Source organism: Umezawaea endophytica (assembly GCF_025061645.1).
Classification (GTDB): Bacteria; Actinomycetota; Actinomycetes; order Mycobacteriales; family Pseudonocardiaceae; genus Umezawaea; species Umezawaea endophytica.
This window is the reverse complement of sequence record NZ_JANYMP010000010.1, coordinates 218,406-230,344: the sequence shown is the minus strand read 5'-3', so window position 1 is coordinate 230,344 and position 11,939 is coordinate 218,406. Positions and strand designations below refer to the sequence as shown.

13 protein-coding genes are annotated in these 11,939 nt (G+C 73.1%); 3 read left to right on the top strand and 10 right to left on the bottom strand.

Annotation, left to right across the window (positions count from 1 at the left end; genetic code table 11):
• Positions 1–48: 48 nt before the first annotated feature.
• A complete protein-coding gene (locus NZH93_RS22030) occupies positions 49–366 on the top strand; it encodes a serine hydrolase (RefSeq protein WP_443742657.1) in 318 nt (105 codons plus the stop codon).
• A gap of 208 nt (positions 367–574) precedes the next feature.
• Here the strand turns inward: NZH93_RS22030 and NZH93_RS22025 are convergent, their stop codons facing one another.
• The 4 genes from NZH93_RS22025 to NZH93_RS22010 all read right to left on the bottom strand — a co-directional run bounded on the left by NZH93_RS22025 (position 575) and on the right by NZH93_RS22010 (position 5,441).
• Positions 575–1,084, bottom strand: a complete 510-nt coding sequence (locus tag NZH93_RS22025; RefSeq protein ID WP_259625044.1) for a hypothetical protein — start codon at positions 1,082–1,084, stop codon at positions 575–577.
• 105 nt (positions 1,085–1,189) lie between these two features.
• Complete coding sequence (locus NZH93_RS22020; RefSeq protein WP_259625043.1) at positions 1,190–2,038, bottom strand: GrpB family protein; 849 nt, start codon at positions 2,036–2,038, stop codon at positions 1,190–1,192.
• Positions 2,039–2,157: 119 nt separating this feature from the next.
• A complete protein-coding gene (locus NZH93_RS22015; protein WP_259625042.1) occupies positions 2,158–2,355 on the bottom strand; it encodes an antitoxin in 198 nt (65 codons plus the stop codon).
• A gap of 155 nt (positions 2,356–2,510) precedes the next feature.
• The gene (locus NZH93_RS22010; RefSeq protein ID WP_259625041.1) at positions 2,511–5,441 is read right to left on the bottom strand and encodes an AfsR/SARP family transcriptional regulator; all 2,931 of its coding nucleotides are present in this window, start codon (positions 5,439–5,441) and stop codon (positions 2,511–2,513) included.
• A gap of 295 nt (positions 5,442–5,736) precedes the next feature.
• On the opposite strand from NZH93_RS22010, the gene NZH93_RS22005 reads away from it, so the two are divergent.
• On the top strand, positions 5,737–6,855 hold the full coding sequence (locus NZH93_RS22005) for a sensor histidine kinase (RefSeq protein WP_259625040.1): 1,119 nt from the start codon (positions 5,737–5,739) through the stop codon (positions 6,853–6,855).
• A gap of 15 nt (positions 6,856–6,870) precedes the next feature.
• The gene (locus tag NZH93_RS22000; RefSeq protein WP_259625039.1) at positions 6,871–7,515 is read left to right on the top strand and encodes a response regulator transcription factor; all 645 of its coding nucleotides are present in this window, start codon (positions 6,871–6,873) and stop codon (positions 7,513–7,515) included.
• A 1-nt stretch (position 7,516) separates the two neighbouring features.
• Here the strand turns inward: NZH93_RS22000 and NZH93_RS21995 are convergent, their stop codons facing one another.
• From NZH93_RS21995 to NZH93_RS21970, 6 genes are all read right to left on the bottom strand, one after another.
• Positions 7,517–7,771, bottom strand: coding sequence for a PLD nuclease N-terminal domain-containing protein (locus NZH93_RS21995; RefSeq protein WP_259625038.1), 255 nt, complete (start codon positions 7,769–7,771; stop codon positions 7,517–7,519).
• Positions 7,772–7,906: 135 nt separating this feature from the next.
• Complete coding sequence (locus NZH93_RS21990) at positions 7,907–9,076, bottom strand: serine hydrolase domain-containing protein (protein ID WP_259625037.1); 1,170 nt, start codon at positions 9,074–9,076, stop codon at positions 7,907–7,909.
• 138 nt (positions 9,077–9,214) lie between these two features.
• Entirely contained in the window at positions 9,215–9,427 is a 213-nt protein-coding gene (locus NZH93_RS21985) for a hypothetical protein (RefSeq protein ID WP_259625036.1), read from the bottom strand.
• Positions 9,424–9,897, bottom strand: coding sequence for a hydrogenase maturation protease (locus tag NZH93_RS21980; protein ID WP_259625175.1), 474 nt, complete (start codon positions 9,895–9,897; stop codon positions 9,424–9,426). Before NZH93_RS21980 ends, NZH93_RS21985 begins: the two co-directional genes overlap by 4 nt.
• Positions 9,898–10,173: 276 nt before the next feature.
• Positions 10,174–10,635 carry a hypothetical protein gene (locus tag NZH93_RS21975; RefSeq protein WP_259625035.1) on the bottom strand — a complete coding sequence of 154 codons (462 nt, stop codon included), beginning with the start codon at positions 10,633–10,635 and terminating at the stop codon, positions 10,174–10,176.
• Between the two features lie 253 nt (positions 10,636–10,888).
• A complete protein-coding gene (locus NZH93_RS21970; RefSeq protein ID WP_259625034.1) occupies positions 10,889–11,662 on the bottom strand; it encodes a M23 family metallopeptidase in 774 nt (257 codons plus the stop codon).
• Positions 11,663–11,939: the final 277 nt, after the last annotated feature.

Here is an 11,939-nt window from a genome sequence, read left to right as displayed (position 1 = left end):
CGAGCTGGCGCGCCGCGGCTGCTCGGTGATCGCCCCTAGGCTGGCGCCATGGGGTGGAGTCTCGGGGATCTCGTTGTGGAGCACGGTGTGCCGGGGGCGCAGGTCGCCGTGCTGGCGGGCGGGGAGATTCGGGACGAGGCCGCTGGGGTGCTGAGTTCGCGTACCCGTGTCGAGGCGACGACCGACTCGGTGTTCAAGATCGGCTCGATCACCAAGGTCTGGACGGCCACGCTGGTGCGGCAGCTCGTGGACGACGGGCTCCTGGACCTCGACCGCCCCGTTCGCGACTCCGTGCCCGGCTTCCGGCTGGGCGACCCGGCCGCCACCGCGTCGCTGAACGCCCGCTCCCGCAGCACGGCGGCGTAGTCGTCGACGCCCTCGAACCCCCGCGGGCGTTGGACGACGTGCACGGTGTGGTGCGCGGCCAGCCGGTGGAAACCGCGGGCGTACGCGCGGGCCAGCAGTGGTCCGGGGACGGAGCTGTCGAGCGTGAGCCCGACCAGCACCACCAGCGGCGGGCCGGACCCGAAGCGCACGTGCGGGGAGCGGCCCGCGAGAAGTCCGGTGTGGACGGTCACGGCACCGCCACCGCCGTCCGCTTCCGGCGGGCGACCAGCAGCAGCACGGCGTCGACGACGGCCAGGCCGACGAGCGCCGCGGGCAGGTGCGCCATGGCGCCGTCCGTGCCGCTGAGCCAGAACGTCCACGCCACCTTGAACAGCACCCCGGCGTTGACGACGACCAGCGCCCAGGCGAACGACCGCCGCCACAGCGCGAGCGCGAGACCGGTGAACACGAGCGGGATGAGCAGGGCGATGGCGACCTTCCACCCGGTCCACTCGCCGAGCAGGTAGTCGCGTTCGGCGTCGAGCATCTCGTTCACGGCGGCGGACGGCACCTCCGGCGCGGGGAACCAGGCGAAGCTGGTGAGCAGCGCGACGAGCGTGACCACGATTCCGGTCAGGCTGCGGCGGTAGGCGAAGAAGCAGAACGGCAGGAAGAACAGCGGACGGATGTACCAGCTCAGCACGTTGTGGTGCCGGTCCCAGCCCCACGCGACCAGGTCGGTCAGCCAGTCGGTCATCTCGAAACCCTCCTCGGTAGGACACCGAGGGTCCGGCTTCCCGAGGCGTCCCGCCACGGGGCCAACCCGCCTCCACGAGCAGGGTCAACCCCGTGGCGGAGGCGGTCAGGCGCGCAGCGCCCACTCCTCGAACCGCTGGTGGACCTCGTCGAAGAAGCCGGACTTCGCGCGGGTGTAGTCGTCGGGGTCGGCGTCGTGCGCGTGCTCCGCCGCGAGCGCGATCTTGACCTGCTCGTACCTCTCGCGCTCGGCGGGGTGCGCCTTCAGCCAGTCGCGGAACCACACGGTGTGCCTGCCCCACGGGGAGTCGAGGCGGCGGACGTGCACGATGGTCGGCGACAGCGGGTCCGGTGAGATGAACAGCCGCTTGGCCCACACCTCGTCCGGCACCACCTCGGAGCCGCGCGGCGCGTCGCGGCGGACACCCGGCGAGTCCGGGCGGCTGCCCGTCGCCGGGAGGAAGCCGATCGCGGCCATGGCGGGGTCTAGGTCGGCGGGGTCCGGCAGCTTCGGCACCCGGACCTGGAGGTCGATGAACGGCTTGGCGGCCAGGCCGCGCACGGACGTGGAGCCGATGTGGTCGTAGCGGAACACACCCGCGGGGTCGAGGGCCGTCAGCGTCGACCGAACCCGGTCCACGCCCCGCCGCCCCGCCCACTCCCAGCGCGGGTCGTGCGGCTGGACGCTCGGCGGACGCCGCTCCTGCCCACCCCCGGCCAGCGCCTCCGACCACTGCCGCAGCCGCGTGGACCACAGCCGCTCGACCTGGAGGTGCACCGGTTCGTCGTCGGTGAGGACCGCGTCGACGAACCGCGTGTCGCCCGACGTGTCCGCCATCGCGATCCGGAACGCGACCGCGGACCCCGACCCGAGCACGACCGTCGCGCCCAGCGCCCGCAAGCGCGACGCCGCGGTCTCGGCGTCCTGACCACCCACTATTCCGACCGTCACCATGTCCCGCACTCTAATCACGCCAGCGCGGGCACCGCTTTCCCGCGCGTCATCCGGTCGTTCAGGGGGACGCGCGGAGGCCTCCCCCGTCGTGGCGGGGGAGGCCTCCGGAGCGTGTGTGGTTACTGCTGGCCGAACCGGTCGAGACCCTCCTTGGCCTTCTGCTGGCCCTGGTCGACCTGGCCCGCGTACTTGCCGCCGGTCTTCTCGTCGGCGAAGTCGCCCGCCTTGTCGATGCCCTGGTCGACCTTGTCGCCGTGGTCGCCCAGCGCTTCCTTGGCCTTGTCCTTGAGCGCGTCGAACTTGTCGCCGATACCCATGAGCTCGGAGCCTCCCTCGACGGCGTCCGGTGTGGACACCTCTCCGGCAGGGCTACCCGGTCCGGGACTGGGCTATTCGCAGCATCACCCGATGGTGCGAAGGGGCTAGCCGTCGACCAGGTCGACGGGGCCGTGCCGTGGCAGGACGAGGAGGTCTAAGGACTTACCGGGGCGCAGCTCCACCGGGGCCAGGTGGCGGACTCCCCCGCCTCCCTGGACCCCAGGCCCTCCAGCAGCAGCGCCGCCTCGCTCCAGCAGTGGGCGGCGCCTGCGGCGTCCCCGGACGCGGCGTGCGCGGCGCCCAGGTCGCGCAGGGTCCTGGCCCGCCACGCGGGCAGGTCCAGCTCGTCCCAGCCCGCCAGCGCGGCGCGCAGCACGACCACCGCGCGGTCCACCTCGCCGCTGGCCAGGTGGAGTTCGCCGATGGTGCGCCGCACGAGCGCGAGGCCGAACCGGTCGCCCAGCTCGCGGCAGTTGGGCAGCGCCTCGGCGAGCAGCTCGGCGGCCTCGGTGAAGCGGCCGGTGCGCACGCACGCCTTCGCCAGCGACTGGGCGGTGTAGCTGGACACCAGCGGGTCGCCGAGCGCCGACGCGGTCTCGTGGGCCCGGCGGAGGTACTGCTCGGCCTCCGCGTACTCGCCCCGCGCCCGGTGCACGAGCCCGATGCCCCGGACCGCCAGCACCTCGCCGCGACGACTGCCCGCCACCAGGTACGCCGTGCCCGCGGCTCGCAGGTTGTGCAGCGCCTCCTCGTCGCGGGCCAGTTCCCGTTGCACGGAGCCGATCCCGTAGAGCGAGTGCGCCACGCCCTCGCCGTCGCCGAGTTCGGCCAGCAGGTCCCGCGCCCGCGTCATCGCCGCGAGCGCGTGGTGGTACTGGGCCCGTTCGCGGGTCACCATGCCCTCACCGTTGAGCGCGATGGCCTCGCCGCGGCGGTCGCCCAGCTCCACGTACAGCGCGCCAGCCGCGGCGAACCACAGACCGGCCTCGGTGAACTCGTCGCGCTTGTACTGCAACTGCCCCAGGCTGCACCGCAGCACGGCCTCGCGCCTGCGGTCCCCCGCCGCGACCACCGCGTCCAGCGCGGCCCGGTGCGTCCGCTCCCAGCCGTCGTACCGGTTGCGCAGGCCGAACCACGCGAACACCAGCGCCTCGGCCAGGTCGCACGCGTCGGCCGCGAACCCGAGTTCGGCCGCCCGTTCCACGACCTTGATCAGCAGCGGTTCCTCCACCGCGAACCACGCGTCCCGCTCGGCGGGCGGGACCGGGTGGTCGTGCAGCTCGCCGAAGTAGCCCTGCACGCGGAAGCCGCGCACCTGGCTGACGGCGGGCATCAGCCGTTCCACGCAGCCGTCCACCCTGGCCAGGCACTCCGCGACGACCCGGCGCACGGCGGTGAGCCTGCCGCTGTCGGCGGTCTCCGCCTCGGCGAGTTCCCGCGCGTGGATGCGGACCAGGTCGTGCATCCGGTAGCGGCCCTCGCCGGTGACGTCCAGCAGCCGGGCGTCGACCAGGCGGTCGAGCACGTCCTCCGCCTCCCGCTCGGGCACGCCGAGCAGCGGCGAGGCCAGGTCGGCGGGCACCTCGGGGTGGTCGAGGAACCCGAACGCCCGGTACGCGCGGCGCGCGGGCTCGTCCAGGGCCCGGAACGACAGCTCCAGGCTGCCGCGCACGGCGAGGTCGTCGGCGACCAGCTCGTCCAACCGCCCCCGCTCGTCGCTCAACCGGCTGACCAGCCGCGACACCGGCCAGTGCGGCCTGGCCGCGAGCCTGGCACCGGTGATCCGCACCGCCAGCGGCAGGTGGCCGCACAGCCGCGCGACCTCCAGCGCCGCCTCCGGCTCCTCCGCGACCCGGTCGTCGCCGAGGATGTCCGCGAGCAGCGCGACCGCCTCGGCCGACGTCAGCACGTCGAGCGTGAGCCGCCGCGCCTGGCTGTCGGCCGGGCGGAGGCGGCTGGTGACCAGGGTGAGGCAGCCGGGCGCGCCGGGCAGCAGCACGCGCACCTGGGCGGCGCTGCTGACGCCGTCCAGCACGATCAGCACCCGGCGGCCGGTGAGCTGCGCCCGCCACAGCGCGGCGCGCTCGTCGAGCTGGGCCGGGATCCGGACGCTGGGCACGTCGATCGCGCGCAGCAGGGTGTCCAGCGCGGCGCCCGGTGTGGACGGCAGGGCGTGCAGGTCCACGAAGAGCTGACCGTCCGGGTAGCGCGCGGCCAGCCGGTGGGCGGCGTGCACGGCGAGTGCGCTCTTGCCGACGCCCGGCGCCCCCTCGATCCACCACACGCCGTGCGGATCGCCCTCGGTGAGCCTGGTCAGCTCGTCGGCGCGGCCGGTGAAGTCGCCGACGTCGCGCGGCAGGTAGTTGCGCCGCGACGGTTCCTCCGGCTCGTCGCCCTGGAGCACCGCGCGGTAGAGCTGCTGGAGTTCGGGGCCGGGTTCGACGCCCAGCTCGTCCACGAGCAGGCGGCGGGTGTCCTGGAAGACCTTCATCGCCTCGGCGCGGTGGCCGGAGCCCGCGAGCGCCCGCATCTGGCGCACCCTCAGGCGCTCCGACAGCGGGTGCTCCTCCACCAGCCCGGACAGCAGGTCCACGACCTCGGCGTGGTGGCCGAGCGCGAGGTCCGCGTCGACGGCGTCCTCGACGGCCGCGAGCCGCTGGGCCTCCATCGGCCCGCCGAGCCGGTCGATCCCGGCCATCGGCGACCCCCGCCACAGCGCGAGTGCCTCGCCGAGCACGGCCCGGCGCTCGGCCGGGTCCGCCGTCTCCCCGGCGCGGGCGACCAGGCCGCGGAACACGTGCGCGTCGACCTGGTCGGGGTCGGCGTCGAGCCGGTAGCCCGCCGTCCGGTGCTCGACCGGCACGCCCGCGCGGCGCAGGCCGGAGATGTGGACCTGGAGCGACTTGCGCGCCTGGGTCGGGGCCCGCTCGCCCCAGACCAGGTCGATCAGCCGGTCCACCGGGACCACGCGGCCGCAGTCGGCGGCCAGCACCGCGAGGATCCGCCCCGCCTTGGGCGGCAGGGGTGCCAGGAGGTCGCCGTCGTCGTCGCTCACCTCGACCGGCCCGAGAATTCGGAACTGCACCGGGACCCTCCACGAGTTGACGTCACGAAGCGCCAGGGACAACGCGGCAGTTTGACGCGGCCCACGACGCCCGGCTCCGATTCGTTACCGAAGTCACCCTATCGGCCCAGTCGACTACCTTGCGTTACGAAAGGCCCCTGACCTGGGAAGATAAGCCACTTGCATAGACCATTTGGTACCACGAAGCGTCAACGGTGGACACGGTCCGTGCGGTCAATCGTTCCCCGGCGAGGACGGAGGCGGCGGGGTGGTGGTGGGCAGCCGTGGCGGTAGCGCCGGCGCTACCGTGATCACCGTGGCGAAACGCGGACCGCGGTCGGTGCTGGCGTGGTGGGACGGCCGGGTGCGGTCGCTGCTGTTCGACCTGCTGCTGTCGGGAGCGGTCGTCTGGGCGGGCGTCCAGGGCGACCCCGTCACCCCGCTCGCGGTGGCGGGCGCCGCGACGACGTTCGCGGGACTCCTGGTCCGGCGCCGGTTCCCGCTGGTGGCGGTGGCCGCCGCGGTGGTGGGCACCGCCCTCGACCCGTACCTGGTGCCGACGCTGGTCGCCGTCTACAGCACCGCCTCGCGCTACGGACCCGCCGTGCGCACGTGGGCCGCGGCCGCGGTGTGCTTCGGCGCCATCGAGGTCGTGGTGTGGACGTCGGAGGGCCACCGGTGGGACCCGGCGGAGCTGATCACCGTCGTGTTCGTCGCACTGCCCGCGCTGGGCGGGCTCTGGACGTTCCAGCGCCGGACGCTGCTGGCCGCCCTGCGCGACCGGGCGGTCCAGGCCGAGCGGGAACGCGACCTGCTCGCCGAACGGGCGGTCGCCGCCGAGCGCCGCCGCATCGCCGGGGAGATGCACGACGTCGTCGCGCACCGGGTCAGCGTGATCGCGCTCCAGGCGGGCGGGTTGACGCTGACGTCCGACGACGAGCACGTCGGCAGGGTCGCCGAGGTCATCCGGACCAACAGCACCGCCGCGCTCACCGAGCTGCGCGACATGCTGCGCGTGTTGCGGGAGGACACCGACGCGCCGCCGTCGCGGCACCGACCCGCGCTCGACGGCGTGGAGAACCTGGTCGAGGAGTTCCGGTCGGCGGGCGCCGAGGTCGACCTCGTGCTGCCCGACGCCGTGCCGGAGACGTCGGACGTGGTCGGGCGGGCGGCGTACCGGGTGGTCCAGGAGGCGCTCACCAACGCGGGCAAGCACGCTCCGGGGGCGTCGGTGCGGGTCACGGTCGTCGCCTCGGACGACGACGTGGCCGTCGAGGTCGCGAACCGGGCCGCGGGCGACGCGCGGACGGACGTGACGGGGTCGGGTTACGGTTTGGTCGGCATGCGCGAACGGGTCGCGCTCGCGGGCGGCACGGTCCGCTCCGGGCCGACCGACGGCGGTGGGTACGTTGTGTCGGCCCGGTTCCCCCGCTGATCGGATGACGTGCTCGTGACGGTGAAGGTGCTCCTGCTCGACGACGAGGAACTGGTGCGCGGCGGTCTCCGGATGATCCTGGAGTCCGATCCGGACATCACCGTCGTCGCGGAATCGGCCGACGGGACCGGTGTCCTGGACCTGGTCGCCCGGCACCGGCCCGACGTGGTGCTCACCGACATCCAGATGCCGCGGGTCGACGGGCTGGAGGTGACCAGGCTGGTCACCTCCCTGCCCGACGGGCCCCCGGTCCTCGTGCTCACCACGTTCGACCTGGACGAGTACGTGCACTCGGCGCTGCGGCTGGGCGCCTCGGGCTTCCTGGTCAAGGACACCCCGCCGCGCGACCTGGTGCAGGCCGTGCGCATGGTGGCCGCGGGCGAGGCGATGATCTCGCCGCGGATCACCAAGCGGCTGCTGCGGGAGTTCGCGGGCGGTGGCGCGAAGCGGGAGGCCGTGGCGAGGCTCGAAGCGCTGACCGCTCGGGAGCGGGAGGTCGCGGTCGCCGTGGGCGGCGGCCTGAGCAACGCGGAGATCTCGAAGTCACTGGTGCTCAGCGAGTCCACCGTCAAGGTCCACATCGGACGGGTCATGTCCAAGTTGGACGTCGCGAACCGCACGCAGGTCGCGATCGTCGTCCACGACGCCGGGCTCGGCTGAGTCAGACCCGGATCCGCCGACCCTCCACGTCCTTCTTGCCGACCAGGAACCACAGGACGGGCCCGAGGAACGGCGCACAGAACGCGAACACGACCCACACGACCTTCATGCCGCCGGTCATCCCCGAGCGCAGGACGCTGACGAGCGCGCCGATGAAGAGGGCGGCGAGCGCGAGCACGACGAGGCCGATACCACCCGCGAACACCCAACTCCAGGCTTCGCCCTGCGCCGCGAGCACGTAGTGGTCGTTGTCCATCGGTTCCACTCCTCCTTGCTGTGAAGCTGTCACCGACGACTGTGCCGAACCGCGGGGTCGTCGCACATCACCCTCGGTGCCCCTGCTCGGGTTGGCCGAAAGTCGTACGGCCGACCTCCGCGCGTAGCACGTCCGTCACCTGCAGAGCGCGGTCTCGACGGCCTCCTCCACGTGCTTGGCCGGGTCGATCGCGGTCGGCAGGGCCGTCACGGCGACCGCGGCGGCGCGACCGTCGGCCGTCACGGCGTTGCGCGTCTCGTAGCCCGGCGCGTCACCGCCGTGGCCCCACGCCTCCACGCCGCAGCTCAGCGTGAACGTGGACAGCCCGAGCCCGTACCGCTCGTCGCCGCGGACGCCGGACTTCGGCGCGGCGACCGTCTTCTTCATCTCCGCCAACCGCTCCGGGTCGAGCAGGTCGCCGCCGAGCAGGGCGAGGAAGAACGTGTTGAGGTCGCGGGGCGTGGAGATCAACTGTCCAGCCGCCCAGCCCAGGGAGGGGTCCATCTCCGTGACGTCGGCAAGTGGAGCACCAGGGGTTTGGGCGAAGTACCCGTGCGGGTGGGGCTCGCGGATCCCCTGGTCGCCGAGCGCGGGCCAGTAGGTGTCGCGCAACCCGATCCGATCGATGATCCGATGGGTGATCTCCTCTCCGATCGGGCGCCCGGTGACCTTCTGCACCAGCAGTCCCAGCAGGACGTAGTTGGTGTTGCTGTAGGACCAGGCCGCGCCGGGCGCGGACAGGGCAGGCTTGCCCAGCCCGAGGTCGACGATCTCCCTGGGCTCGAAGTACCGGTGCCGGATGGCCGCGTAGTCGCTCACGACCTCGTCGTAGTCGGCCAGGCCGCTGGTGTGCTGGAGGAGCTGGCGCACGGTGATGGTGTTCCCGTCGATCCCCTCGCCGCGGACGATGCCCGGCAGGTAGGTCTCGACCGGCTCGTCGAGGCGCACCTTCCCCTCCGCCACGAGCTGGAGGACCACCGTGGCCACGAAGGTCTTGGTGTTGCTGGCGACGCGGACCTGGCCGTTGACCGGGACGGGCGACTTCGTCGCCAGGTCCCCGACGCCCGCGGTGTAGTCGCGGACGCGACCGTCCCGGCCCCTCACCGAGGCGAGCGCGGCGGGGAAGCCGTCGGTCCGCACCAGGCTGTCGAGACCCTGCTGCACGCGGTCGCGCGTCGGCGACTGGGCGTCCGCCGACGACGGGAGGGCCGCGCCCGCCGCGACGAGGCCGCTCACCGCCACCACGGCGAAGGCCGAGACGGCCCGTCGACGGGTGGGGCGCGGTTCCTGGTGGGACGTGGTCATGGTGGGAATCCCTTGCTGGAGGCCGTTGTTCGGACCTGCTCAGCTTCTCGGGACGGCGGGCGCGGAACGATCCCCTTGGCGGGCGTCCCGGTGGTCCAGCACGTGCCATTGACCCGCGTGGCGACACCTGCTACGGCGTCAGAGGTGCAGCGGCCCGCGCAGTTCGCGCTCGGACGCCTGCTTGATCAGCCGGGCGCTGGCCTCGGCCCGCGCCCTGGTCGCGAACGTGTCGATCCGGTGCCGCACGACGCCGTCCGGGAACGTGACGAGGACGTCCACCGCCCAGCGGCCGTACTCCGGCTCGGCCGCGGTGTCCACGGAGATCGGGCGCTTGTCGTTCGCGGGCTTCACGACCCCGGCTCCGACGCGACCCGTGCGGGGGCCGGGTAGTCGCGTTCGACGATGGTGACGACCTCGTCCACCGCCGTGGCCACCGACGGGCTGAGCGGTGCTCCCATCGCCACGTTCCCCGCCTCGACCAGGAACACCGTGATGTCGTCGGGGCAGGCGTCCGCGAGCGCCCAGCGGGCGAACGCGACGGCGTGGTCCCAGCGGAAGGAACGCGTGTGGAGGACGTGCAGGGGAGGCAGGTTCGCCAGCATCGAGCCGGGCACCCGGTAGACCGTCCCCGGCGTGACCCCGACGGCACCGGCGTCGACGATCACCACCCGGCCCGCGCCGCGCATCCGGGACGCGACGTCCGCACCGGCCGTCCCGCCGTCCACGAGCCGGACGCCGTCGGGGACGCCCCGCTCCCGCAGGCGGCGGACCAGCACCGGGCCCACCCCGTCGTCACCTCTCAACGGGTTCCCGCAGCCCACCACCAGGACCTCGCACCCGAGGCCCGGCTTCCGTCCGGCCTGGCGAGGAGTTCGGCAGACCGGGGGCGAGATCACGGGCCGACCGTCGCAGCCACGTGGACCTCCCGCGTCTCATTTGCACGCCGACTGTGCGCAAGCTCACATGATAGGGAGGTTGACGCGAGCGACCTAGCGCCTTGGAGGTGACCCCGCACGTCACCCACAGTCGCTTTCGCGGCTGCCACCCGCTCCGCGCTGGTCCCGACGGGTGACACGACCGGCCGTCCGTGCGAGCCGTCAGCGCACCAGCGTGCCCGCCCGTTCCGCGGTGCGGGAGTGCAGGTCGTGCACCGCCTCCACGAAGTCGTGCCCCCACAACTGGTGCGCGCACCACTCGGCGTTCGCCTTCAGGTAGGCGACCTCGCTGGTGATCGTGCAGCGGAACGCGGCGGGCTCGCCGCGGTGCCGCCGCACGTACCGCGCGATCCGGTGCAGCACGTCCAGCACAGACAGCACCACCACGGCCGGATCGCCGTCGCCCAGCGCCGCGTCGTCCACCCGGACGGGCAGCCCGTCACCGCGGACCGCGTCGACGCGGCCGGGGCGAGCGGGCCCGTCCACCGGCCCGGCCGCGCAGACCGCGACGGCGTGCTCGCGGATCGCGTCGAGCCGCTCACCGGTCGCGAGGACGCAGCACGGGCAGGCCCAGCGGAGCGGACTGCTCGCTCCGCCGCAGGCGCGGCACACGGTGGTCGGCAAGGGGGCCTCCGCGGGTCTCGGAAGGGTGTTTCCCCTATGACGTTCCGAGGTGCCAGCGGGGTTGCCTGTCCCGATGATCTCGTCCGCCGGACACCGCGAACGCCGACGACCACTGCGCGAGCGGCACGGGTCCCGCAGGCGAACGAGCAGGTCAGAGCACGGAACGGGCGATGCACCCGGCGCGCCGACCGTGCGCCGAAAACGACTCACCCGCACGTCGAGGCGACCGTGCGGGTGAGTCGTGCGCGGAGTCCTAGACGGTGATGCCCGCCTCGTTGAGCCAGGGCAGCGGGTTGGTCTTCACGCCCGCGGCGTTCCACACCTCGAAGTGCAGGTGCGCGCCGAACGAGACGCCGTTGTTGCCGACCTCGGCGATCTGCTCACCCGCCAGGACCTGCTGGCCCTTGCGGACGTTGAAGCGGTACATGTGACCGTACACCGTGACGGTGCCGTCGGCGTGCTCGACCTTCACCCAGAGCCCGAACCCGCTGGCGGGGCCCGCCTCGATCACGACGCCGTCGGCGGCGGCGTAGATCGGGGTGCCGATCGGCGCGGCGATGTCGAGGCCGTAGTGCATGGCGCCGTCGCGGTAGCCGAACCCGGAGGTGAAGCTGCCGCGCGTCGGCGCGACGCGCTTGGGGCGGCGGGCCTCGGCCTCCTCCGCCTCGCGCTGCTCGGTGATGCGCTGGCTCTTGACGAGCTTGCCCGCCTCGGCGGAGGGGTCGACCTGCCGCGCGACCTGGAGGATCTGCGGGGCCGCCGGGGCGGAGCCCCCGACGCCGAAGGCCGCGGCGTTGTCGGAGGCCTTGGTCGAGTTCGCGAGCGGGGTCACTTCGTCGGTGCTCGCGCCGTCGACCGCCTGGAGTGTCTGTCCCCCGGCAGCGGCGCCGAAAGCGCCGATGGCGACCGCGGCGATGACGATCCGACCGCGCAGGGACGACGGAGGCGGGGGCAGTCGGTGCTTCGCCGCGGCTCGGGGTGCCGCGCCGACGTCTGCCTGGCCGCCGGAGGAGCGGAGGTGGGACAAGACCTGGCCTTCCGTACTCGGGGAGTCCGTGTCAGGACCGGGCGGGGGAACCCGGCGAGTCGGTCGGGGGTCCGACTCGTTGTTCGCTCTCGTGATCAACCTCGACAATGGACCGGAGGGGACGATAGCGGGGGTGGAGGGCTACCGGCAACCCCTCGTTAACCACCGTCGGGCGGAAAACTCGTTAACAGGTTAATTCTGGTGAAGTCCCGTTAACAAAAGAGCCCTGACCTGGGATTACGCGAGTTTCGGCGAATATCGAATCGGGATGAACCAT

What these genes read in the sequence shown, in the direction of transcription:
- NZH93_RS21995 (WP_259625038.1), bottom strand. Translation starts at nt 7,771, where the DNA reads ATGGACAACGACCACTACGTGCTCGCGGCGCAGGGCGAAGCCTGGAGT.
- NZH93_RS22015 (WP_259625042.1), bottom strand. Translation starts at nt 2,355, where the DNA reads ATGGGTATCGGCGACAAGTTCGACGCGCTCAAGGACAAGGCCAAGGAA.
- NZH93_RS21990 (WP_259625037.1), bottom strand. Translation starts at nt 9,076, where the DNA reads ATGACCACGTCCCACCAGGAACCGCGCCCCACCCGTCGACGGGCCGTC.
- NZH93_RS22020 (WP_259625043.1), bottom strand. Translation starts at nt 2,038, where the DNA reads ATGGTGACGGTCGGAATAGTGGGTGGTCAGGACGCCGAGACCGCGGCG.
- NZH93_RS22025 (WP_259625044.1), bottom strand. Translation starts at nt 1,084, where the DNA reads ATGACCGACTGGCTGACCGACCTGGTCGCGTGGGGCTGGGACCGGCAC.
- NZH93_RS22030 (WP_443742657.1), top strand. Translation starts at nt 49, where the DNA reads ATGGGGTGGAGTCTCGGGGATCTCGTTGTGGAGCACGGTGTGCCGGGG.